At 68.4% G+C, this 22,021-nt stretch carries 22 protein-coding genes; 2 read left to right on the top strand and 20 right to left on the bottom strand.

From position 1 onward, the window contains the following. Positions 1 to 76: 76 nt before the first annotated feature. The 15 genes from AC5P8C_RS13300 to hisS all read right to left on the bottom strand — a co-directional run bounded on the left by AC5P8C_RS13300 (position 77) and on the right by hisS (position 14,103). On the bottom strand, positions 77 to 814 hold the full coding sequence (locus AC5P8C_RS13300; protein ID WP_019661425.1) for a copper homeostasis protein CutC: 738 nt from the start codon (positions 812 to 814) through the stop codon (positions 77 to 79). Then, positions 811 to 1,809 carry a glycosylasparaginase gene (locus tag AC5P8C_RS13295; RefSeq protein WP_019661424.1) on the bottom strand — a complete coding sequence of 333 codons (999 nt, stop codon included), beginning with the start codon at positions 1,807 to 1,809 and terminating at the stop codon, positions 811 to 813. Before AC5P8C_RS13295 ends, AC5P8C_RS13300 begins: the two co-directional genes overlap by 4 nt. Positions 1,810 to 1,860: 51 nt before the next feature. Further along, positions 1,861 to 2,883, bottom strand: coding sequence for a glucokinase (locus AC5P8C_RS13290; protein WP_019661423.1), 1,023 nt, complete (start codon positions 2,881 to 2,883; stop codon positions 1,861 to 1,863). 89 nt (positions 2,884 to 2,972) lie between these two features. Beyond that, a complete protein-coding gene (locus AC5P8C_RS13285; protein ID WP_019661422.1) occupies positions 2,973 to 3,257 on the bottom strand; it encodes a hypothetical protein in 285 nt (94 codons plus the stop codon). Positions 3,258 to 3,292: 35 nt separating this feature from the next. Continuing rightward, positions 3,293 to 4,882, bottom strand: coding sequence for a calcineurin-like phosphoesterase C-terminal domain-containing protein (locus AC5P8C_RS13280; protein ID WP_019661421.1), 1,590 nt, complete (start codon positions 4,880 to 4,882; stop codon positions 3,293 to 3,295). Between the two features lie 150 nt (positions 4,883 to 5,032). Beyond that, complete coding sequence (gene hisIE / locus AC5P8C_RS13275; RefSeq protein WP_019661420.1) at positions 5,033 to 5,653, bottom strand: bifunctional phosphoribosyl-AMP cyclohydrolase/phosphoribosyl-ATP diphosphatase HisIE; 621 nt, start codon at positions 5,651 to 5,653, stop codon at positions 5,033 to 5,035. After that, positions 5,643 to 6,419, bottom strand: a complete 777-nt coding sequence (hisF, locus tag AC5P8C_RS13270; RefSeq protein ID WP_019661419.1) for an imidazole glycerol phosphate synthase subunit HisF — start codon at positions 6,417 to 6,419, stop codon at positions 5,643 to 5,645. The genes hisIE and hisF overlap by 11 nt, the downstream gene beginning before the upstream one ends. Continuing rightward, positions 6,413 to 7,147 carry a 1-(5-phosphoribosyl)-5-[(5-phosphoribosylamino)methylideneamino]imidazole-4-carboxamide isomerase gene (gene hisA, locus AC5P8C_RS13265; RefSeq protein WP_019661418.1) on the bottom strand — a complete coding sequence of 245 codons (735 nt, stop codon included), beginning with the start codon at positions 7,145 to 7,147 and terminating at the stop codon, positions 6,413 to 6,415. Before hisA ends, hisF begins: the two co-directional genes overlap by 7 nt. Further along, entirely contained in the window at positions 7,144 to 7,746 is a 603-nt protein-coding gene (hisH, locus tag AC5P8C_RS13260) for an imidazole glycerol phosphate synthase subunit HisH (protein WP_019661417.1), read from the bottom strand. The genes hisA and hisH overlap by 4 nt, the downstream gene beginning before the upstream one ends. After that, entirely contained in the window at positions 7,743 to 8,816 is a 1,074-nt protein-coding gene (gene hisB / locus AC5P8C_RS13255) for a bifunctional histidinol-phosphatase/imidazoleglycerol-phosphate dehydratase HisB (RefSeq protein ID WP_197576579.1), read from the bottom strand. The genes hisH and hisB overlap by 4 nt, the downstream gene beginning before the upstream one ends. Continuing rightward, entirely contained in the window at positions 8,813 to 9,907 is a 1,095-nt protein-coding gene (hisC, locus tag AC5P8C_RS13250; RefSeq protein ID WP_019661415.1) for a histidinol-phosphate transaminase, read from the bottom strand. Before hisC ends, hisB begins: the two co-directional genes overlap by 4 nt. Next, on the bottom strand, positions 9,904 to 11,199 hold the full coding sequence (gene hisD / locus AC5P8C_RS13245; RefSeq protein WP_019661414.1) for a histidinol dehydrogenase: 1,296 nt from the start codon (positions 11,197 to 11,199) through the stop codon (positions 9,904 to 9,906). Before hisD ends, hisC begins: the two co-directional genes overlap by 4 nt. Beyond that, positions 11,196 to 12,107 carry an ATP phosphoribosyltransferase gene (hisG, locus tag AC5P8C_RS13240; RefSeq protein WP_019661413.1) on the bottom strand — a complete coding sequence of 304 codons (912 nt, stop codon included), beginning with the start codon at positions 12,105 to 12,107 and terminating at the stop codon, positions 11,196 to 11,198. Before hisG ends, hisD begins: the two co-directional genes overlap by 4 nt. 33 nt (positions 12,108 to 12,140) lie before the next feature. Further along, positions 12,141 to 12,449, bottom strand: coding sequence for a YerC/YecD family TrpR-related protein (locus AC5P8C_RS13235; RefSeq protein WP_195670308.1), 309 nt, complete (start codon positions 12,447 to 12,449; stop codon positions 12,141 to 12,143). 259 nt (positions 12,450 to 12,708) lie between these two features. Next, positions 12,709 to 14,103: a histidine--tRNA ligase gene (gene hisS, locus AC5P8C_RS13230; RefSeq protein ID WP_019661411.1), complete on the bottom strand. Its 1,395-nt coding sequence runs from the start codon at positions 14,101 to 14,103 to the stop codon at positions 12,709 to 12,711. Between the two features lie 126 nt (positions 14,104 to 14,229). On the opposite strand from hisS, the gene AC5P8C_RS13225 reads away from it, so the two are divergent. Next, on the top strand, positions 14,230 to 14,982 hold the full coding sequence (locus AC5P8C_RS13225; protein ID WP_019661410.1) for a Crp/Fnr family transcriptional regulator: 753 nt from the start codon (positions 14,230 to 14,232) through the stop codon (positions 14,980 to 14,982). Between the two features lie 129 nt (positions 14,983 to 15,111). On the opposite strand, the gene thrC is transcribed toward AC5P8C_RS13225, so the two are convergent. The 3 genes from thrC to thrA are packed head-to-tail and all read right to left on the bottom strand — an operon-like array spanning position 15,112 to position 19,846. Then, a complete protein-coding gene (gene thrC, locus AC5P8C_RS13220; protein WP_197576585.1) occupies positions 15,112 to 16,401 on the bottom strand; it encodes a threonine synthase in 1,290 nt (429 codons plus the stop codon). Positions 16,402 to 16,430: 29 nt separating this feature from the next. Next, positions 16,431 to 17,345, bottom strand: a complete 915-nt coding sequence (locus AC5P8C_RS13215) for a homoserine kinase (RefSeq protein WP_019661408.1) — start codon at positions 17,343 to 17,345, stop codon at positions 16,431 to 16,433. Beyond that, positions 17,342 to 19,846: a bifunctional aspartate kinase/homoserine dehydrogenase I gene (thrA, locus tag AC5P8C_RS13210; protein ID WP_019661407.1), complete on the bottom strand. Its 2,505-nt coding sequence runs from the start codon at positions 19,844 to 19,846 to the stop codon at positions 17,342 to 17,344. Before thrA ends, AC5P8C_RS13215 begins: the two co-directional genes overlap by 4 nt. Before the next feature lie 27 nt (positions 19,847 to 19,873). Between thrA and AC5P8C_RS13205 the strand changes: the two genes are divergently transcribed. After that, complete coding sequence (locus AC5P8C_RS13205) at positions 19,874 to 20,143, top strand: hypothetical protein (protein WP_195670307.1); 270 nt, start codon at positions 19,874 to 19,876, stop codon at positions 20,141 to 20,143. Between the two features lie 60 nt (positions 20,144 to 20,203). Here the strand turns inward: AC5P8C_RS13205 and AC5P8C_RS13200 are convergent, their stop codons facing one another. Together AC5P8C_RS13200 and AC5P8C_RS13195 are read right to left on the bottom strand one after the other, a co-directional pair. Continuing rightward, complete coding sequence (locus AC5P8C_RS13200) at positions 20,204 to 21,154, bottom strand: DMT family transporter (RefSeq protein ID WP_019661406.1); 951 nt, start codon at positions 21,152 to 21,154, stop codon at positions 20,204 to 20,206. Between the two features lie 168 nt (positions 21,155 to 21,322). Continuing rightward, the gene (locus AC5P8C_RS13195) at positions 21,323 to 22,018 is read right to left on the bottom strand and encodes a helix-turn-helix transcriptional regulator (RefSeq protein ID WP_019661405.1); all 696 of its coding nucleotides are present in this window, start codon (positions 22,016 to 22,018) and stop codon (positions 21,323 to 21,325) included. Positions 22,019 to 22,021: the final 3 nt, after the last annotated feature.

The following is a 22,021-nucleotide window of genomic DNA, read 5'->3' as shown; positions in this document are numbered from 1 at the left end:
GCCATTCTGCGAAGGGATCCGACCCCGGGGCCCAAAGAGCAGCCGAGCGTGGGCTCGGCTCTACAGAAGAAGCGGGCTACCTTGCGCCGTCCAGCGCCTGCCGCAGCGCGGCAACAGTGGCGGTGGCGGTCTGGCTCCAGTCCGGGTCCAGCCCGCGCAGCGCCGGGTTCTGGAACTGCATCACCGACCGGCGCAGGCCCTTGGCTGAGGCGTGCAGTTCGGTGCAGCCGGTCCGTCGCGCAACGGCGGCGATATTGGCCGGGCCCAGCCCCGCGCCGGCCATCACACTGATGCGTCCCTTCGCCTTGGTCACCAGGCCCGCCAGCACTTCGGCACCGGCCTCGGCGCTGACCTGCCCGCCCGAGGTCAGCACGCGCTGGCAGCCCAGCCCGATCACCTGTTCCAGCGCTGCCGGCAGGTCGCGGGCCGCATCGAAGGCGCGATGGAAGGTCACCTGCAACGGCCCGGCGGCCTGCACCAGTTCCCGGCACAGCGCCAGGTCGATGCCGCCCTGCACGTCCAGCGCACCGATCACCACGCCATCGCAGCCCAGCGCGCGGCACTGCGCGATGTCACGCAGCATCAGTTCGGTTTCCAGCGCGTCGTAGTGGAAGTCGCCCGGGCGTGGCCGCACCAGCACGAACAGCGGAATCGACAGGCGTTCGCGGGCAATCGCGATGCTGGCGAAGGACGGCGTGGTGCCGCCCTCAGCCAGGTTGTCGAACAGCTCGATGCGGTCGGCGCCGCCGGCCTGCGCGGCCAGCGCCGAGGCCAGCGAGTTGCTGGCGATCTCCAGGGTCCGCCGCGTACTCACGCCTGGGAGCTCGTGTAGATCGACGGCGAGTCACGCAGGTCATCCTGGCGCTGCGCATCGCACACCGCATAGACGAAGCCACGATGCAGCGCGTAGGCGCCGACCTCGCCCTGCTTGTTCATGGCCAGGAAGCACACCTGCAGGGTCTTGCTCGCCTCCGGCCGCTTGCGCACCACACGGTCGATCGCTTCGCGGCAGGCCTGCGCCGGCGAGCGCCCCTGGCGCATCAGCTCGACCACCAGGAACGAGGCGGCGTTGCGGATCATCTCCTCGCCCACGCCCGAAGCAGTGGCCGCACCCACTTCGTTGTCGACATACAGGCCGGCACCGATGATCGGGCTGTCGCCGACCCGGCCGTGCAGTTTCCAGGCCATGCCGCTGGTGGTGCAGGCGCCGGCCAGGTTACCGCGGGCATCCAGCGCCAGCATGCCGATGGTGTCGTGGTTGTCGCTGTTGCCAGGAATGCCACGGCGCTCGGCATTGATCTGCGGCTGGTATTTCTCGGTCTTCAGCCACTCGCGCCAGGCCGCTTCGGCCTGCGGCGTCAGCAGGTGCCTGCGCTCGAAACCCTGCTGCACCGCGAACTGCTGCGCGCCCTCGCCCACCAGCAAAACATGCGGGCTGTTTTCCATCACTTTGCGGGCTACCGACACCGGATGCAGGATGTCCACCAGCGCGGCCACCGCGCCACAACGGCCATCGCCATCCATGATGCTCGCGTCCAGGCTGAGCACGCCGTCGCGATCGGGGTTGCCGCAATGGCCGACGGTGGGGTTGCACAGCTCGCTCTCGGCCCAGCGTGCGCCCGCTTCCACCGCATCCAGCGCGCTGCCGCCCTGCGACAGCACCTTCCATGCGGCCTGGTTGGCCGGCACGCCGAAGTCCCAGGTCGAAACCACCTTGGCCCCACCCTGCGTGCGCGCCTGCACGCCCGGCAAAGCCGCCATGCCTGCAGCCAGTGCACCGGCCTGCAGGAACTGCCTGCGATCCACCATCTTCCCCTCCCAGTCTGCAATGCACGGCCGGCACGATGCCGGTCATGCCGATCAGTCGTGCGTGGGCTGTCGTGCGGCGTGCCAGACCGCTGCACCGAGCACGCCCAGCTGGCCATGCTCCACGCGCCACACCGGTACCTGGCGCAGCACCTCGGTCAGCACGCCCTTGTTGAGGAAGCGCTCACGGAAGCGGCCATCGGCCAGGAAATCCTGCACATGCGCGGAAATGCCCCCGGCCAGGTACACCGAGCGTGCACCGACGGCGATCGCTGCGTCGCCGGCCAGGCTGCCCAACCAGGCGCAGAACACCTGCAGCGTCTCCACCGCCAGCGCGTCTGCACCGCTGCGGGCGGCACCGATCAGTGCTTCGGTACTGGTCCACACCGGGATGACGCCGCGCAGCTCGCACAGGCACGGGTACAGGTTCATCAGGCCACTGCCGGACAGCACGCGCTCGTTGTCCACGTGCGCCCAGCGCTGCAGCAGTTTGCCCAGCACCTGCAGTTCCAGCGCGTTGCCGGCGCCGAGCGCGGCATGGCCGATCTCGCTGGCCAGCACCGGGCGCTCGCCATCGGCGAAACGCAGTGCCGCGCCCAGGCCGGTACCGGCGCCCAGCACCAGCGCCGGGAACGCCTGCGCCGGGTCAGCATCGCCGTTCAGCGGCACCAGCGTATCCGGCTGCAGATAGGGGATGGCCAGCGCCACCGCTTCGAAATCATTGATCAACTGCAGCTCATGCAGCCCGGACTGCGCGCGGGTGGTCGACAGCGAGACCGTCCACGGCAGATTGGAATTGATCAGCACGTCGCCATCGAGCAGGCCGGCGATGGCGACCACCGCGGTATGCACCGGCTGGCCGAGGCCAGCGGTGAAATCAGCAAGGATCGCCGCCAGGCTGGGGTGCTCGGCGCAGGCATAGGTGCGGTGGTTGCCCAGCCGTGGTGCGTGGCCGGGTTGCGCTTCAGCCAGCGCCAAACGGGCGAAAGTGCCGCCGACATCGGCGACAACGAGACTGCGCGGAAGACCGCCGCGGGCGGAGTCGGTGGAAACCGTGGACGCTGCTGCGATGGTCACGCTGGCCTGGCCTGCTTGGATCGATTGAATCGCCTCGATTCTCAGGCATCGGGGCGGCTTTGCCTAGCGCGCCGGCGGTTCAGGTTGGCCTACATGCCTTCCTGTTCGGCCACCTGCACGCCATCCACCAGCACGCGCAGCCGCTGCGGGCGGAAGCCGGCAAACAGCAGCGGCCGGGTGCGCTCGACCAGCACTTCGTGGCCGGCGATGTGGCGCCGCCACGACTGTACCAGCGAGAAGGAGAAGTGCGTGCCCGGATGCAGCGGATGCTGCACCCAGACCTTCTCGGTGGCGCTCTGCAGCAGCATCGCGCCGGTGAACCAGTGGCGGCTCAGGGTCACCGGCGTGGTGCCGGCCATGAAGCGGATATCCATGCAGGGTCCTTTCGCTGGAGAGGCCTTGCGGCGTGTCAGGGCTGGGCCGTCTGCAGGCTGTAGCGGGTGGTGGCGGTGAACACCGCGCCATCGGGCTGGGTGGAGCGTACCTCGACCTTGTGGCTGCCCACGGCCAGGTCGGTCGGCAGCGCGCCACGCCACAGGTGCGGCGACGCGGTGGCCTCCGGCGAGCGGTCGTAGCCACGCAGGCTGTCAGCCAGATCGTCGGCCACGTTCTCCACCATCAGGCGCGGGTCGGGCTGGCTGACCTGCTTCATCGGCTGCCAAGCGCCGCCATCAACGCGGTACTCAACCACGCTGGCATCCTCACCCATGTAGACGTTGGCATAGATGCCCCACGCCGGGTAAGCCCCCTGGCGCAGCACTTTCGGCGCATGCAGGCCGATCTGCTCGCTGGCCGGCTTGCCGGCCACGCGGTACTGCAGGCGATAGCTGCCGTTGCCGGCCACGTCGAGCAATGCGTAGCCCTTCGGCGTGCCATCACTCATGGTGCTGTCCGGCACGCCTGCGGCATCCTTCACCCCCGACCAGAACGCACCGCAGTTGGCACCCACGTTGTATTCGTGCAGCGGTTTGTCGCCGTTCCAGCCGTCGGCCTTGCCGTGGTAGACGTGCTGCTGGGTGTGGCTGTGGCCGCTGAGCACGAGCACGTTGCGGAAGTCCTTGAGCAGGTCGAACAGGCGCTGGCGGTCGGCATGGCGGAAGGTCTCGCGCCCCGGCGCCGCGTCGAACAGCGGGATGTGCATGCCCAGCACCAGCAGGCGATCCTTGTGCAGGCCCTTCAGGTAGCTGGCGAGGAAGGCGAACTGGTCTTCGCGCAGGCCGCCGATGTACTTCGGCCTGGCCTTGGGGTCGTACACCACGTCGTCCAGGAACACGAAACTGGCGCCGCCCTCTTCCGCCGCGTAGGTGTCCGGACCGTAGATGTTGCGCCAGCTATCCAGCGAGTGTTCGTCGCTGGCCGCATCGAAATCGAGGTCGTGGTTGCCCGGCACATGGAACCACGGCACGCCAAGTCCGGTGGTGACCTTGTTGATCGCCGGGTAGAGAGTCAAGTCATCGTTGACGATGTCACCCAGGGTGGTGCCCATGCGCGCCTTGGTCTGGCCGACCAGCGGCGCCACGATCGACTGCTGGTAGTAGCCGATGTCCTTCAGGCTCGCGGTCTGGGAGTCGGTGAACACCAGCATCTGGAAGCCGCGCCGACTGTCATGGCGATCCGACTGCAGGGCGAAATCCCAGTTGCGGGTGACGTCGCTGGTCGCGGCGATGCCGCCGTACTTCAACGCCGGCGAACCGTTCGGGCGATAGTGCCGCCAGAACGAAGGCAGGCCGTCGGCCGCTTTCGGGAAGGAATACGCATCAGGCTTGATCACGAACACGGTCTGGCCGTCGCGCACCGGCAGGCTGTAGCTGCCGTCAGCGGCAGTCTTTACGATGATCTCGCCGTTGGAAACCTGCACCCCGGCCAGGCCCGGATCGGTCGCACCGCGGCCAGGCTTGCCGTCACGCTCCAGATACACCTTGCCGCTGACCACGGTGTCCGCAGCCCAGGCCGGCGAGGTCAGCAACAGGCAGCACAGCCAGGCGGCAGGCAGTTTCATGGGAGAGGCATCCGGCAGAATGAGACGCGGTATTGTAGAGCCGAGCCACGCTCGGCTGCATTGCCGGCGGGTCGTGCCGGCCGCTGGCCGGCAACCTCCTGATCGTCGGACATCCAAGGCTTGCCGGCCAGCGGCCGGCACTACCGCACTTCAACGATGGCGTTTTTCCAGCACCGCGCGCGCATCATCCAGCGACAGACCGCGCGCGCGCAGCAGCACCAGCAGGTGGTACAGCAGGTCCGACGCCTCGCCCAGCAATGCCTCGTCATCCTGCGCCACGGCGGCCAATGCGGTCTCCACGCCCTCCTCGCCCACCTTCTGCGCGATACGGCGGATGCCGCCCTCGAACAGGCTGGTGGTGTAGCTGCCCGGCGGCCGTTGCGCCTCACGCATCGCCACGAGCTGGCCCAGCCCGCCCAGGAAATCCTTCGGCGCCTGGTCAAAGCAGCTCTCTGCACCGGTGTGGCAGGTTGGCCCCGCCGGCCGTGCCATCACCAGCAAAGTATCGGCATCGCAGTCGACGCTGATCGACTGCACCACCAGCACGTTGCCGGACTGCTCGCCCTTGGTCCACAACCGCTGCTTGCTGCGGCTGAAGAAGGTCATGTGGCCGATGGCCAGCGTGGCCGCCAGCGATTCGGCGCTGACATAGCCCAGCATCAGCACCTGCAGGGTGTCGGCATCCTGAACCACGGCCGGCAGCAGGCCGTCGCCCTTGCTCCAGTCCAGCGCCTGCAATGCGCCCAACGACGGCCTGACTTCAATAGACATCCCGCACCTCGATCTGCTGTCCGCGCAGGTAGCGCTTCAATTCCGGAATGGCGATGGCACCGCTGTGGAACACACTGGCCGCCAGCGCGCCGTCGACGTCGGCCTGGTCGAAGGCTTCGGCAAAGTGCTCCATCGCGCCGGCACCGCCAGAGGCGATCAACGGTACCTGGCACAGTGCCCGCGCCTGTTGCAGTTGCACGACATCGTAGCCACGGCGCACGCCATCGCTGTCCATGCAGTTCAGCACGATCTCACCGGCGCCCCGCCGTTGCGCCTCGACAATCCAGTCCAGGGTGCGCAGCGGCACCGCCTGGGTCTTGTCCGGATCGCCGCTGAAACGACGCACCCGCCATTGCCCGTCGGCCTCGCGCACCGAATCGACCCCCACCACCACGCACTGCACGCCGAACTCGTCCGCCAGCTCGGTGATCAGCTCCGGCCGGCCCAGCGCCGGCGAATTGATCGACACCTTGTCGGCACCGGCGAACAACACGCGACGCGCGGTTTCCACACTGTCGATGCCACCGGCCACGCAGAACGGAATGTCGATCAGCCGCGCGATGCGCTCGATCCAGGTAACGTCGACCGAACGCGCCTCGGGGCTGGCGCCGATGTCATAGAACACCAGCTCGTCGGCGCCCTGGTCGCGATAGCGCTGCGCCAACTCGGCGATGTCGCCCATGTCGACGTGGTCGCGGAAGCGCACACCCTTGACCACCCGGCCATCGCGCACGTCAAGGCAGGGAATGATGCGGCGGCTCAACATGCGAGCGCCTCCGCCAGGTCCATGCGCTGTTCCAGCAGCGCCTTGCCGAGGATCGCACCGCCGCAACCCGCACTTCGCGCTTCGGCAACGTCGGCCACGTCACGGATGCCGCCGGACGCCTGCACCGCCACGCCCGGCAGCAGCGCCGACAGGTGCTGGTAGAGACTGATGTTGGGCCCGGCCAGCATGCCGTCGCGGGCGATGTCGGTGCACAAGAGGTGGCGCATGCCAGCGCTCGCGTAGCGCTGGGCAAGGTCATCCAGGGTCACCCCGGCGTTCTCGGTCCAGCCGTGCACAGGCAGCTGCCACTGCCCCTGTGCGTCCTGGCGCGCGTCCAGCGCAATCGTGATGCGCTCGGCGCCGAATTCCTCCAGCCAGCCGACCACTTCATCGGGGCGGCGCACCGCCAGCGAACCGACCACCACGCGGCAGGCGCCAGCATTAAGGATGCGCGCCACGTCGTCCCGACCGCGCACGCCACCGCCGGTCTGCACCTGCAGCGGCGTCTGCGCACGGATCGACGCGAGCAGCGGCGCAAGGGTGTAGCCACCGGCACGCGCAGCGTCCAGGTCGACCAGATGCATCCACTGCGCGCCCTGCGCAGCAAAGGCCTGCGCGCGCGGCAGGGCGTCGTCGCCATACGAGGTTTCCTGCGCGTAGTCGCCCTGGCGCAGCCGCACCACGCGGCCATCACGGATATCCAGCGCGGGGTAAACGATGAAACTCATGCAGCCGTGCCCTCGAGGAAGTTGCGCAGCATCAGCGAGCCGGTCTCGCCGGAGCGCTCGGGGTGGAACTGTGCGCCGTAGTAACGCCCCTGCTCCACCACGGCGGTGAACAGGCCACCGTGGTCGCAGGCAGCGACAGTGTGGGTATTGAGTGGTGCCGCATAGCTGTGCACGAAGTAGGCGCTGGCGCGCTCCGGCACACCGCGCAGCAGCAGCGATTCGCGCAGTGGCAGCAGGCGGTTCCAGCCCATGTGCGGCACCCGGATGCCGCAGGCCGGCACCAGCTTGCGCACCACGCCGGGAATCAGGCCCAGTGTCTCCACACCCGCTTCCTCGGAGCGCTCGAACAGCAGCTGCATGCCCAGGCAGATACCCATCAACGGCACCTCCAGTTGCTGCAGCGGTTCCACCAGGCCCTGAGCGTGCAGGCGCTGCATGCCGGGACCGGCGGCGCCGACACCGGGCAGGATCACCCGCTGCGCGCCGATCAGGCCGTCCGCATCGCGCACCAGCCGCACCGTCGCACCCAGACGCTCCAGTGCATAGCGCACCGAGCCCAGGTTGGCACCGCCGGCATCGATCAGCGCGACGTCGCTCACAACGCCCCCTTGGTGGAAGGCAGCGCGGTGCCCTGCCGGGCCAACGCCGGACGCAGCGCACGCGCCAGCGCCTTGAAGCAGGCCTCGACCTTGTGGTGATCGTTGTCGCCGCGCACCTGCAGGTTGAGGTTCAGGCCGCTGGCATCGCACAGCGAACGGAAGAAATGCGGCACCAGCTCGGTCGGCATATCGCCCACGCGCTCACGCTTGAACTCACCTTCGAACACGAAGTACGGGCGGCCGCTGAAATCCAGTGCGGCGCTGGCCAGCGTCTCGTCCATCGGCAGGGTGAAACCGTAGCGACCGATGCCGCGCTTGTCGCCTAGTGCTTCGCGCAGGGCCTGGCCCAGGGCCAGCCCGGTGTCCTCGATGGTGTGGTGCTCGTCGATGTGCAGGTCACCCTCGGCCTGTATGTCCAGCGCGAAGCCGCCATGCTTGCCGATCTGTTCCAGCATGTGGTCGAAGAACGGCAGGCCGGTGGAGATGCGTGCATCAGCGGCACGGTCCAGGTCCAGTTCCACGCGGATCTTCGTTTCTTTCGTATTGCGCTGGACCACGGCGGTGCGCGGTGCGTCGGCCAGCGCGTGGGCAATGCCCGGCCAGTCCCACTGACCACCGAACTGCGCGGTGCGCAACTGGAAACCGCGGATGTTGAGGTTGTCGGCAAACTGCAGGTCGGTGATGCGATCGCCGACCATGCCCGAACGCGCCCAGTCGATGCTGCGGTCCTGCAGATAAGCCGTCATCAGTCCGATGCCCGGCTTGCGGGTCGGCGCATTGTCCTGCGGCCAGCTGCAGTCGATCAGCACATCACGGAAGGTGATGCCCTGGCTCTCGAAGATCTGCAGCATCAGGTCGTTGGGGCCATCGAAGCTGGCGCGCGGGTAGCTGTCGCTGCCGAGGCCGTCCTGGTTGGTGACGATCACGAACTCGTAGCCGGCATCCCGCAGTTTCAGCAGCGCCGGGATCACCTGCGGCACGAAGCGCAGCTTCTCGTAGGCATCGATCTGGAAGTCGGCCGGCTCCTCGATGAGGGTGCCGTCGCGATCGATGAACAGGATCGGGGTCATGCTGCGGCCCTCCGCGCCGACAGGGCCGCAAGCACGCGGTCATTCTCTGCGGGACTGCCGATGCTGATGCGCAATGCATCGTCCAGCTGCGGCGCGGCGCGCTGGTCGCGCACCACCACACCGACATTCAGCAACGTGTCGAACGCCGCCTGCGCATCGGCGAAGCGGACCAGCAGGTAGTTGCCGGACGAGGCGTACACCCGGCGTACACCGGGCAGGCTGGCCAGTGCCGTTCGCAGGCGCTCGCGTTCGGCGATGACCGTGGCCACGCGTTCGGCGGTGCGTGCCAGCGCTTCGGGTTGCAGTGCCTGCACGGCCAGCTCGGCGCACGGGGTCGGCACCGGGTACGGCGCCTGGCAGCGGCGCAGCACGGCAATCAGCTCGGGGGCGGCGATCAGGCTGCCAATGCGTGCGGCGGCGAGTGCATGGGCCTTCGACAGCGTGCGCAGCACCGCCACGTTGGCGTGCGCGGCCAACAACGTGGTCGCCGACGGGCGCTGCGCGTATTCCACATACGCCTCGTCCACCACGACCAATGCCTGTCCGCGCAACGCAACCGCCACCCGTTCGACCTCGACCAGGGCGATATCACTGCCGGCGGGGTTCGACGGTGCGCACAGGAACACCAGCCTGGCATTGCGTGCCCTGGCGGTGTCGATCACCGCATCCAGGTCGGCGCGCAGGCCATCCTCGCTGTCCACCAGCGGCACTTCAATCAATGCGGCGCCCTGCAGGCGTGCGCAGACGGCGTACATGCCGAACACCGGCGGCGTGACCAGCACGCCATCGCGGCCCGGCACGCACAGCGCGCGCACCAGCAGATCAATGGCTTCGTCGCTGCCGCGACCGATCAGCAGCTGCTGTGGCGTCACGCCGTACAGCGCCGCCAGTCCCTCACGCAATGCCAACGGCTGCGGTTCGGGATAGCGACGGCTGCTGCCGGCGGCGTCTGCCGGATTGGCCCATGCCGACTCGTTGGCGTTCAACCAGACCTCGCCCTGCACCGCCGCGCTGCGCGCCGAACTGTAGCCAGCGAAGGCCTGCAGATCGGGGCGCACAAGGGCCAGCACGTCATCGATCGCCGTGCTCATGCTGCCACCTCCATGCGCACTGCGACCGCACGCTCATGCGCATCCAGGCCTTCGGCGCTGGCGATGATGCGCGCGCAGCCGCCGATCGCGGCCAGGCCGGCGGCACTGGCGCTCTGCACGCTGATCAGGTTCTGGAAGCTGGCGACGCTGACGCCACTGTAGGCACGCGCCGCACCGGCGGTCGGCAGCACGTGATTGGTGCCACTGCAGTAGTCGCCCAGTGCTTCGGGCGTGTAATCCCCCAGGAACACCGAGCCGGCCGCCTGCACCTTGTCCAGCCACGCGCGCGGATCACGCAGTGCCAGGATCAGGTGCTCCGGCGCATAGCGGTTGCTGATCGCGAAGGCTTCGTCCAGCGAATCGACCTGGATCAACCGCGAGGCCGACAAGGCCTGGCGCGCGATCTGCTGGCGCGGCAACAAGACCACCTGGCGCTCCACCTCGACTTCGACCGCGGCCAGCATCGCGGCATCGTCGGTCAGCAGCAGCACCTGTGAATCCGGGCCGTGCTCGGCCTGCGACAGCAGGTCGGCGGCGACGAACGCCGGATTGGCACCAGCATCGGCAATCACCAGCACTTCGGAGGGACCGGCCGGCATGTCGATGGCGGCGGCGCCATCCTGCGCGACCTGCTGCTTGGCTTCGGTCACGAAGCTGTTGCCGGGCCCGAACAGCTTGTCGCAGGCCGGAACGCTGGCGGTGCCATAGGCCATCGCGGCGATCGCCTGCGCGCCGCCCAGCTTGAACACGCGCCGCACGCCGGTCAGCCGAGCGGCCACCAGCACCGCCGGATCAGCCGTGCTGTCGGCGCGCGGCGGCGTGCACAGCACCACCTGCGGGCAACCAGCTAGTTGCGCCGGCACGCCCAGCATCAACGCGGTGGACGGCAACGGCGCACTGCCTGCCGGTACGTACAGCCCTACCCGTCCGATCGGACGCAGCATGCGTTCGCAGACCACCCCCGGCGCGGTCTCCACCGCGTATCCCTTGCCCATGCCGGCGGCGTGGAAGCGGGCGATGCGCTCGGCGGCGTCCACCATGGCCTGGCGCAGTTCGGCGGGCACGGCGGCTTCGGCAGCGGCGAATTCGGCTTCGCTCACCTCAAAGGACGAGAGCTCGACACCATCGAAACGCGCGGTGATCGCACGCAGCGCGTCGTCGCCCTGCGCACGCACCTGCGCGATCAACGCAGCCACCGCGTCGCGGGTCTGCTGCGCCACGGTCTGCACCGGGCGGGTCAGCGCGGCGCGGCGCGCGGTTTCATCAAGTCGGGACCAGGTCAGACGGTTCATGCCAGCGACCGCTCCACGCTCAACACCATCAGGCCCTGCGCGCCGGCGCGCTCGAGTTCTTCCATGCGCTGCCAGCTCAGCGGGCCCGGGCACATGGTCTGCAGGCGCAGTGCGCCGCCATCGGCCGGCAGCCGCACCAGCGGCTCGGCATCGGCCAGCAGCTGCGCCAGCGCGTCGACGCGATCCTCGCTGGCGCGGAACATCAGCAGCTTGCGGTCCTGGCGCTGCACCACGCCGTCGAGACGGCGCAGCAGCATCGCGCGCAGCGATGCACGCGCATCATCCGGCACGCGCACCGCACCGGCCAGCACCGCCTCGCTGTCGAGCAGGTTGTGCACCGGGGTCAACTGGTTGGCGCGCAGCGTGGCGCCGCTGGAGACCAGGTCGCAGATCAGGTCGGCGGTACCGAGGCGTGGCGCGATCTCCACCGAACCGGACAGCTCGACCACCTCTGCATCCACGTTCTGCTCGGCCAGCCACTGCTTGAGGATGGCCGGGTAGCTGGTGGCGATGCAGGTACCGGCCAGCTGCGCCGGTCCCTGCCACTGCCACTCCTCGGGTACCGCCAGCATCAGCCGGCACTGGCCAAAGCCCAGCCCGCGCAGTGCCTGGTAGGCATCCGGCAGGCCGCTCTGGCGACGTGCCGCAGCCTGCTCGTCCAGCTCGTTGCGGCCGACGATACCGAGGTCGCAGACGCCGTCGGCGATCAGGCCCGGGATGTCGTCGTCGCGCACCAGCAGCAGGTCCACCGGCAGCGATTCGCCGTAGCAGAACAGCTTGTCGCGGCTCTCGCGCCAGCTCAGGCCACAGGCACTGAGCAGGTTGCGGGCGGGCTCGGCCAGCCGGCCACTCTTCTGGATGGCGATACGCAGCCGGTCGCGTGCCGGCGCTGCCTGGGTTGCACTCATGGGGAGGTCTCGAAGTTCGGAACGGGGCGCGGATCAGCGCGAAGCAAGGCGGTCGATGGCAGCGGCATAGCCTCGATGGCCATGCTCGAGCGTGCGCGCCACCCGTCCGGTGGTGGTCACGCTGACGCCAGTGCGCTCGTGGATCTCGCGGTACGGCACGCCCTGCTGCAGCAGCGGCACCACTTTCCAGCGGTCGGCCATGGCTTCCAGCTCAGCGGGGGTGCACAGATCGCGCAGGAAGGCCTCGACCTGTTCCGGCTCGCGCAGGGCGGCGAAGGCCCGGGCCAGGGCTTCCAGGTCGGCCCCGGGGTCTTTGGCGGCAATGTCGGGACGGGCTTTCACGGGGTCGTTTCCATGCATCAATGTAATAGCGCGTTAGTACATTAGCGCATTATTGCGCGACGCGTCAAATAGGGGGGTGAGGGGGCGGCAGGGCTGCTGCCCTGCGCCCGCACAGGCCGGAGCAGCGGCAAAGCGGGGTTCGGACCGCCCCCGCCTTCGACAGTTGGCCGCGAGCTGTCGGCACGGCCGGGGCCCGGAAACGACAACGCCCACCGGTCGGTGGGCGTTTCGTTGAAGCGCTGCATGCTGCCAATGGCCGTTACATCACCTTCGACTGCTCCAGCTCCACCTGCAAAGTGCTGGCCAGCTCGTCGCGGGAGACTTCGAACTGCTGCTCGCGCACCAGGTCCTTCACCGCCACCACCCCGCGCGCCAGCTCGTCCTCACCGGCCAACACCACGAAGCGGATGCCCGCCTTGGCGGCGTACTGGAACTGCTTGCCGATCTTCTTCGGCTCCATCTGCACTTCGGTGTTGATGCCACCGGCGCGCAGGCGACGCGCGATGTCCAGCGACTGCGGCATGCCCTGCTCGTCCATCAGCGCCACCAGCGCCTGCACGCTGCTGGCCTCGATGCCATCGATCAGGCCAGCCTCGCGCAGCTGCCAGAACAGGCGCGACAGGCCGATGGAAATGCCCACGCCCGGCAGCTTCGACTTGCTGTAGTGGCTGGCCAGGTCCTCATAGCGGCCGCCCGAGCAGATCGAGCCGATCTGCGGGTGGTCGGTCAGCGTGGTCTCGTAGACGGTGCCGGTGTAGTAGTCCAGGCCGCGCGCAATGGAGAAGTTCAGGCAGTATGCGGTTTCCGGCACGCCCAGCGCCTGCACAAGCTGCAGCACCTCGCGCAGTTCGGCCACGCCAGTGCGCAGGATCTCCGAAGAACCGGCGTTGGCTTCAAGCGTGGCCAGCTGCGCCAGTGCATCGGCATGCCCCTGCGAACGCACGGCCACGAATGCCAGGATCTTCTCGACCTGCTCGCCCGGGATGTTGAAGCCCTCGCCCACCAACGTCTCGCGCACGTAATCGGCGCCGCGCTTGTCCAGCTTGTCCACTTCACGCAGCACCGCCAGCTGGCGCTCGCCTTCGGCCACGCCCAGGCTTTCGAAGAAGCCGCGCATCAGCTTGCGGTTGTTCAGCTGGATGTTGAAGTCACCGATGCGCAGTTCCGAGAACACGGCGTGGATGACCGCCAGCACTTCGGCATCATAGCGAACGCTCAGGCTGTCCTTGCCGATCACGTCGATGTCGCACTGGTAGAACTCACGGAAACGGCCGCGCTGGGCGCGCTCGCCGCGGTACACGCGCTGCATCTGGTAGCGACGGAACGGGAAGGTGAGTTCGTGTTCGTGCTCGGCCACGTAGCGTGCCAGCGGCACGGTCAGGTCGAAGCGCAGCGCCATTTCCGGCAGCGAACGGTCGCCCGATTCGGCCGCATTGGCCAGCGCACCGGTGGACTGCACGAAGTACACCTGGCGCTCGGTCTCGCCGCCGGACTTGGTCAGCAGCACGTCGGACAGTTCGAACACCGGCGTCTCCACCGGCAGGAACCCGAAGCGCTCGTAGTTGCGGCGGATCACGTCCAGCATGCGCTGGAATGCAATCTGCTCGCGCGGCAGCAGTTCAAGGGTGCCGGGCGGGGTACGGGGCTTGATCACGGGCGGAACTCCTGCTGGAACGGGACGTGGGAGGGGGCGACATTCTAGCGCCCCCGCCTCGGGCAGGGTCGAACGGCCGCTTGAAGTATCATAAGGCCCTCCCCGCCCGCGATACGCCCCCGCAACATGTCACGGCCTTCCGGCGCTCCGCCCGCCACCAACGATCCCGCCTCGCCGTCCTGCAACACGCTGGACTGCCTGCACTGCTCGGTTCGCCACCTTGCGGTGTGCTCGGCGCTGTCGCCCGATGAAGTGCAGGCACTGGAACAGGTCACCGTTTCCCAGCAGGTCGGCATGGGCAGTACCCTGGCCCGCACCGGCGAAGAGCGCGACCATGTCTATACATTGACCGCTGGCGCACTGCGACTGGTACGCACCCTGGCCGACGGCCGCCGCCAGATCAACGGTTTCGTGCTTCCCGGCGACTACCTCGGACTGAGTGGCAGCGACCATCACCGCTACGACATCGAAGCCATCGCCGACAGCCGCGTATGCCGCGTCGCGTTGCCGCAGATGAAGGCGCTGCGCAGCCGCTTCCCGCACCTGGAGCGCAAGCTGCTGCAACGTGCCTGCCAGGAACTGGATGCCGCGCAGGACGCTGCACTGGCGCTGGCACGCCTGCAGCCGGCAGAGAAGCTGGCTGATTTCCTGCTGCGCCTGGCCGCGCGCGAGGCCAGGCTCGGTGGTGACGGCCTGCGCGTATCGCTGCCGATGGGGCGTGGCGATATCGCCGACCACCTGGGCCTGACCATGGAAACGGTCAGCCGCACCTTCACCAAGCTGCGCCAGCAGGGGCTGATTGCCCTGCCCCACCTGAACGTGGTGGAGATCCTCGACGAGGACGGGCTGCGCACGCTGGCCGGTGAAGGGTTGATCTGACCGCATCGCGGTTGGCTGGGTTGCCGGCCAGCGGCCGGCACTACCCGTTTTGCGCGAAGGGCATTGTAGAGTCGAGCCATGCTCGACTCATCGCGCCGTGCGCGAACAGCAGCCGAGCATGGCTCGGCTCTACATGGGAGCCAACACCTCACGCAACGCCGCGTAATCGGCGGCCAACGGTTCGGCGTGCGCCGGCCGCTGCAACAACGCATCCAATGCAGGCGGCACGGCCACGGGTTCGCCGATCAACGGTTCGACCACAGCCTCGAACTTGGCCGGATGGGCGGTAGCCACCACCGCCCAGTCACCCTTGGCACCACGCGCCCGCAGGTCCTGCAGCACCTTCACCGCTGTGGCCGTATGCGGGCAGAACAGTTCGCCGTTGCTGGCGTGCGCCGCCGCAATCGTCGCGCGGATGGTCACGTCGTCCACCGCGAACGCACGGAACGCAGCGCGCAGTTCGGCATCATCTCCGTGGTAAAGCCAGCGCAGGCGTTCGAAGTTGCTTGGCGCCCCTACGTCCATTGCATTGGCCACGGTGGCCACACTGGCCTGCGGCTGGTAGTCGCCGCCGCTGAAGTACGCTGGCAGTACCACATTGGCATTGGTGGCCAGCACGATCTGTCCGATCGGCACACCCAGCGCACGCGCCAGCACCGCAGCCATTGCGTTGCCAAGGTTGCCGGTCGGCACCACCAGGTTGAGCCGGCGACGGGTTTCAGCATGATGGGTCAGTGCCGCATGCGCGTAGTAGCTCATTTGCGGCAGCAGGCGGCCCAGGCTGATGCTGTTGGCCGAGCTCAGCGGCACCTGTGCCTGCAGTTCGCGGTCAGCCAGCGCCTGCTTGACCATCGCCTGGCAGTCGTCGAAGGCACCGGCCACGCGCAGGGCCTGGACGTTGTCACCGAAGCAGCCGAGCTGGTGCGCCTGGCGCGGTGACACGCGGCCATCCGGATACAGCACCACCACGCGTACGCCGGGCTGGCGATGGAAGGCCGCGGCAACGGCGGCGCCGGTATCGCCAGACGTGGCGACGACGATGGTCAGATCACGGTCCTTGCCGGCCTGCAGCCGCGACAGCGTACCGGCCAGGAAACGCGCACCAATGTCCTTGAACGCCGCCGTCGGCCCATGGAACAGCTCCAGCACATGGTCACCGCCGCCCAGTGGACGCAGCGGCACCTGAAAGTCGAACGCCTCGCGGCAGATCGATGGCAACGCAGACTCCAGCGTGTCGCCAGAAAAGAACGGCGCCAGCAGATCGGCGGCGGTATCGGCCAGCGTTGCGCCGGCCCGCAGCTCACGTGGCGCCGGCAGCACCTGCGGAACATACAGCCCTCCATCGGGCGCCAATCCTGCAGCGATCGCCGCACTGAGGCCAACGGCCGGGGACTGACCCCGGGTCGAAACAAATTGCATGGGTTCGGTATCCAGTAAAGGGGAAGGATTCAGCACAAGCGGGCTCCCGGTGCATCCAGCGGCGACACCCAGGCATCGCTGTCGAAACCGGCGGCGGCAAATGCGGCCTGCACCGGTGCGGCAGCGGCGCGGGCCTGGTCGGCGTCCTCGAACCAGGCGAACACGCTGGGTCCGGCACCGGAGATGCCCGCACCCATTGCATGCGCAGACAGCGCCGCATCGCGTGCGGCCTCGAAGCCCGCAATCAGGCCGGCGCGGCGAGGCTCCACCAGCACATCACGCAGGCCTGCGCGGACCAGCGCGGCGTCGCTGCGATGGCAGCCACTGAGTACCAGCGCAAGGTTCGCACTCTGTGCCACGAATTCACCCAGCGCATAGCTGCCCTGCAGCGCCTGGCGTGCGCGGCGTGTTTCCAGGACCGCGTGCGGATGCACCAGCAGGCTGTGCCAGGTAGCCGGTACCGGAATCGGCAGCAGGCGGTCGGCCGTGCACAGTGCAAGCCCGCCCAGCAGCAATGGCCCCACGTTGTCACCGTGACGGCCACCACTGGCCACCGCCTCGCCATCCAGCGCAAATGGATACAGCGCCTCGCGCGTCAGCGGCGCATCCAGCAGTGCATTGGCGGCGACCAGCGCCGCGACACTCGACGCGGCCGAACCGCCCATGCCGGAACCGAACGGGATGCCCTTGTCGATCTCGACTGCGAAACCGAAATCCAGGCCCAGGCCTTCGCGCAGCGACATCAGCGCAGCCCCGGCGGTGTTGCCGGCTGCGTCCAGTGGCAGCGCGACAGCACTGCCACGGATCGCATCGATGCGCACCGCAGGCTCGTCGATGCGGCGCACGCTCACGGTATCGCCGATACCGGCAATGGCATGGCCGAGAATGTCGAAGCCCACTGCCACGTTGGCCACCGAGGCAGGCGCGAACGCACGTGCGATCACAGCCGCGCTCCTTCACCGGCGGCGACCCGCAGCAGGTCCGCGAACACACCCGCTGCCGTCACCTCCGGACCCGCACCCGGCCCCTGCACCACCAACGGGTTGTCGCAGTAGCGACGGGTACGGAACTGCACCACGTTGTCGGTCAACCGAAGGTTGGCGAAGGCGTGGTCGGCGGGCAGTTCCTGCAGGCCCACCGAGGCACCGTCAGCGCCCAGCTGTGCCACGTAGCGCAGCACCGCGCCACGCGCCCGCGCGTCCTGCAACCGCTGCAACAGGCTGGCATCGGACTCGCCCAGCCGCGCCATGAAGTCATCCACGCTGCCGTCGCGCAGCAGCGCCGGCACCAGGCTTTCCACCTGTACCTGTTCCAGGCTGAGCGCGTGGCCGGCCTCGCGGGCGAGGATCACCAGCTTGCGCGCCACGTCCACGCCCGAAAGATCGTCACGCGGGTCCGGCTCGGTGTAGCCCATCGACCGCGCCTGCGCGACCAGCTGCGAGAACGGCTGGCTGCCATCGAAGCGGTTGAACAGCCAGGCCAGCGTGCCGGAGAAGATGCCTTCGATCGCCAGCACCTCGTCGCCCGTATCGACCAGATCACGCAGCGTGGTGATCACCGGCAGGCCCGCGCCCACCGTGGCTTCGTAGCGGAAGCGCGCACCACTGGCCGCCGCAGCAGCGCGGATGCGCTGGTAGCGCGGCAGTGGGCCAGCACCGGCTTGCTTGTTCGGGGTCACCACGTGGATGCCGGCTGCCAGCCAGCCCTCGTAGCGCTCGGCCACCTCGGCGCTGCCACTGCAGTCGATCACCACCGCATGCGGCAGGTGCGCGGCCAGCAGGTGTTCGGTGAAGCGATCCAGTTCGCTGGGCTCGCCCGCGTCCTGCAATGCCTCCCGCCAATCGGCGTGCAGGCCATCCACTTCCAGCCGCATGCGCGAACGCGAGGCCAGCGCGCGCAGGCGAAGATCCACATTGGCCTTGGCCAGCAGCTGCGGGCGGGCCGCCAGCAGCTGGTCCAGCAGTGCCGCGCCGACGTTGCCCGGCCCGATCACACCGACCGCGAACGTCTGCGGCGACAGCCAGAAGCCCGCATGTGCGGCCCGCAATGCGCGGGTGGCATCGGCACTGTCCACCGCCACAGAAATATTGCGCTCCGACGAGCCCTGCGCGATCGCCAGGATGTTCACCTGCGCGCGTCCCAGCGCCTCGAACAGGCGCGCCGCCACACCGGGCTGGCCGGCCATGCCGTCGCCCACTGCCGCCAGCACGCTGACGCCCTCGCTGACCTGCACGCGCTGCACCTGCCCTACCGACAGTTCATGCGCGAACGCATGCAGCAGTGCCTCACGGCCACGCGCCGCTTCGGCGGCGCGAACCACGCAGCAGATCGAATGCTCTGATGAACCCTGCGAGATCATCACCACCGACACCTGCGCCTGGCGCAGCGCCGCGAACACGCGCTCGGCCGTACCGGGTACACCGATCAGGCCGGTGCCTTCCAGGTTCAGCAGGGCCAGCCCGGGGCTCAGGGTCAGTCCCTTCACTGGCCCGCGCGGCGAGCGCTCGGCACTGATGCGCGTACCCGGATGTGCCGGCTGGAACGTGTTGCGGATGAAGATCGGCAGGCCCAGGCGGATCGCCGGCGACATCGTCTGCGGATGCACCACCTTGGCACCGAAGTAGGCCAGTTCGCAGGCTTCGTCGTAGCTCAGCGATTCCAGCTGCACGGCTTCAGGCACCAGCCGCGGGTCGGCCGACAGCACGCCGTCGACGTCGGTCCAGATGTGCAGTTCATCGGCGTTGAACAACGCGGCGAAGATCGCGCCGGAATAGTCGCTGCCGTTGCGGCCTAGCGTGGTGATGCGGTCATGGCGGTCACGGGCAACGAAACCGGTGGCGACCAGGCGCATCTGCGGATGCCGCAGGCGCCACTTGGCCAGGCGGTCCGCGCTGGACTCCCAGTCGACATCCACACCCAGTTCGCCATGCCCGACCACCAGCACGTCACGTGCATCGAGTACCGCACAGTCTTCGCCCAGGGCACGCAGGTGGCTGCCGAGCAGCTGTGCGGAAAACACTTCGCCCAGGCCCTGCACACGGTCGAGCACTTCGCGCGGCAGCTCGCCGATCACCGCCAGCGCCGCCAGCACTTCGGCCAGCTGATCGAAGCGGGCGTCGATCCATTCGACCGTCTCGCCGACCTGCTCGCCCAGCAGCGCCACGGCGGCGCCGCGATGGCGCGCGCGCAGGGCATGCCACGCCTCGCGCCAACCTTCGTCGCCCTTGGCCGCCAGCTGCGCCAGATCAATCAGCGCGTCAGTGACGCCCTTCATCGCCGAGACGACAGTGACCTGCAGCGGTTCGGGGCGGGCCAGCAGCAGGCCGGCAACATGGCGATAGCGTTCGGCATCGGCCACCGAGGTGCCGCCGAACTTGTGCACGACAGTGGACGGCGCAGCCAGATCGGCCGGGGAAACGGGATGGGCGGGGGCGTGGGAAGACATGCAGACCTCGGCAGGAGGCCCCGTCGCATGCAGGTGTCGAGTTTCCCCGCCACCTGGATGGTGCGGGGCCGTGGTTTTCGGGAGTTACACGAAGACGACGGGCCGCACCAGGGCAGTGGTGACGGTGGTGGTGGTAATGGTGGTGGTGGCGACCGGCGCAGTCGAACGGCCCGCAGTGGCGGGGGCGATCAGGCTGGCGTGGGCGGCATCAAGGACCATGGCGCACAGAAAACACTGCGCATGGGCCTGCTGTCAAGTGTTGCACCGCAAAAGACCACTCCCGCGATCATCGGCTAACGTGCGTACATTTGGTTGCAACTGAGACCAAGCGCGCATCAGCACGCTTGTCGACCGGATTCAGCCGGCATGTTCGGCGATCGCCCGCGGCGTGCGATGGGCATGCGCGCACAGCATCACGCCGGCCATCAGCATCACGATCGCCAGTGCTTCCAGCAGCGTCGGCCAGCGCTGTTGCCAGGCGAAGGCATACAGCAGTGCGAACAGCGTCTCGAACACGATCATCTGGCCAGTCAGGGTCAGCGGCAGCAGGCGGCTGGCGCGGTTCCAGAATGCGTTGCCGAGGATCGAGGCCACCACTGCCACACCGGCGCTGATCGCCCAGAACCCACTCCACTGCGCCGCCGAATGGCTGCCGGTGTGACCGATGAAGGCCATCGGCACCAGCAGCAGGGCCAGGCCGCCGGTAGTGACGCCGGTCAGCAGCGACCAGTCATGGCTGGACAGGTCCGGCCTGCGCGCCAGCCAGCGGCTGTTGCCGATCGAGTACAGCGCCCACGAGAACAGCGCGCCGAACGCGCACAGCAGGCCGATCAGGCGCTGCCGCCACGGGGTGGCCAGATGCTCGGACATCAGCGCTTCCCAGCCAACCAGTCCCACGCCGAGCACGCACAGGCCCAGCGCCGGCAGCAGCTGCCTCAGCGGCACCGCCCCCTGCTCGCGCACGCCAACGAGGGTGACCACCACCGGGATCAGGCCAACAATCAAGGAGGCTGCAGCGCCACCAGCCCACTGCACCGCCACGGCCAGCAGCAGGAAATAGACCAGGTTGCCTGCCAGGCTCAGCCACAGCAGGCCGATCCATTCGGCGCGGCCCAGCCGCGGCGCCAGCCGCTTCCATCGCGGCAGCAGCAGGGCTACGGCGATCAGGCCGTAGACCAGATAGCGACCGGCCGACAGTTGCAGGGCGTTGAACGACTGCAGCACGGCGGGCGCGAGGAAAACCACGCCCCACAGTGCGCCAGCGGCAACGCCATTGGCGATGCCCAGGGCCATAGGGTTGTTGCGCATTCGGGTTCTTCGGGGGAGAGAGACCAGGCCGCGCAGTGTAAGCGCTGGCCGGTAGGGGCTCTTGACCCAGGCTATTGCCTTGTCATCTCTGTAGAGCCGAGCCAATGCTCGGCTGCGATTGGCCGCTGTGCAGATAAGGGCAGCCGAGCGTGGGCTCGGCTCTATAGATCAGCCGGCGCTCCTGCGCCACGCAGCCGGGGTCTGGCCACACTCGCGGCGCAGCGCACGGGTCAGTGCGCTCTGCTCGGAATAGCCTGCGGCCAGCGCGATATCGCTGATCGGCGCCGTACTGGTGCGAAGCTGGTGCTTGGCCCAGCGCAGCCGGCACGCGCTGAGCCAGGCCTGCGGGCTCAGCCCGAACTCGCGCTGGAACAATGCGTGCAACCGGCTCTCGCTGACACCGACAAATCCGGCCATCCGGGCAACCGGCCAGGCCCGGCCGGGGTCGGCCTGTACCGCCGCACACAGGCCCTGCATGCGCGCGCCACTGCCCGCCGGTGCAAACACCTGCAGCAGCTGCGGCAGCAGCGCCGGCATCGGCTGCCCTGTCTGCACGTCGGCCAGGCACCGGCGCAACGCCAGTGGCAGATGCAGCCAGCGCTGCCGGCACAGATGCTCCTGCGTGCCGTCATCAAGCACGCCTGGAGGACAATCAACGATCACGAAACCATTGGGGCCGTCCGCCATCTGGTCATGCGCTTCGCCGGCAGCAACAAATACCCCCTGCAGCAGGTCCAGCCGACCGCCGCGCCCTTCCATCTCGAACTGCAGCTCGCCCTGCAGCGGCAGAACCCACTGCGCGTAGTCATGGCGGTCCAGGCCGGTGGCCTGCCCGTAGTGCCGCAGATGGAAGATGGCGCCCATCCG

The organism is Stenotrophomonas sp. YJH_SMC_46, assembly GCF_059370315.1.
This window is presented reverse-complemented; position numbering and strand designations above follow the sequence as displayed.

Bases quoted from the DNA above. Each gene is read 5' to 3' on its own strand.
- AC5P8C_RS13295 (WP_019661424.1), bottom strand. From the start codon at position 1,809: ATGGTGGATCGCAGGCAGTTCCTGCAGGCCGGTGCACTGGCTGCAGGC.
- AC5P8C_RS13285 (WP_019661422.1), bottom strand. From the start codon at position 3,257: ATGGATATCCGCTTCATGGCCGGCACCACGCCGGTGACCCTGAGCCGC.
- AC5P8C_RS13280 (WP_019661421.1), bottom strand. From the start codon at position 4,882: ATGAAACTGCCTGCCGCCTGGCTGTGCTGCCTGTTGCTGACCTCGCCG.
- hisIE (WP_019661420.1), bottom strand. From the start codon at position 5,653: ATGTCTATTGAAGTCAGGCCGTCGTTGGGCGCATTGCAGGCGCTGGAC.
- hisF (WP_019661419.1), bottom strand. From the start codon at position 6,419: ATGTTGAGCCGCCGCATCATTCCCTGCCTTGACGTGCGCGATGGCCGG.
- hisA (WP_019661418.1), bottom strand. From the start codon at position 7,147: ATGAGTTTCATCGTTTACCCCGCGCTGGATATCCGTGATGGCCGCGTG.
- hisB (WP_197576579.1), bottom strand. From the start codon at position 8,816: ATGACCCCGATCCTGTTCATCGATCGCGACGGCACCCTCATCGAGGAG.
- hisC (WP_019661415.1), bottom strand. From the start codon at position 9,907: ATGAGCACGGCGATCGATGACGTGCTGGCCCTTGTGCGCCCCGATCTG.
- hisD (WP_019661414.1), bottom strand. From the start codon at position 11,199: ATGAACCGTCTGACCTGGTCCCGACTTGATGAAACCGCGCGCCGCGCC.
- hisG (WP_019661413.1), bottom strand. From the start codon at position 12,107: ATGAGTGCAACCCAGGCAGCGCCGGCACGCGACCGGCTGCGTATCGCC.
- AC5P8C_RS13225 (WP_019661410.1), top strand. From the start codon at position 14,230: ATGTCACGGCCTTCCGGCGCTCCGCCCGCCACCAACGATCCCGCCTCG.
- thrC (WP_197576585.1), bottom strand. From the start codon at position 16,401: ATGCAATTTGTTTCGACCCGGGGTCAGTCCCCGGCCGTTGGCCTCAGT.
- thrA (WP_019661407.1), bottom strand. From the start codon at position 19,846: ATGTCTTCCCACGCCCCCGCCCATCCCGTTTCCCCGGCCGATCTGGCT.
- AC5P8C_RS13205 (WP_195670307.1), top strand. From the start codon at position 19,874: ATGCAGGTGTCGAGTTTCCCCGCCACCTGGATGGTGCGGGGCCGTGGT.
- AC5P8C_RS13200 (WP_019661406.1), bottom strand. From the start codon at position 21,154: ATGCGCAACAACCCTATGGCCCTGGGCATCGCCAATGGCGTTGCCGCT.
- AC5P8C_RS13195 (WP_019661405.1), bottom strand. From the start codon at position 22,018: ATGGGCGCCATCTTCCATCTGCGGCACTACGGGCAGGCCACCGGCCTG.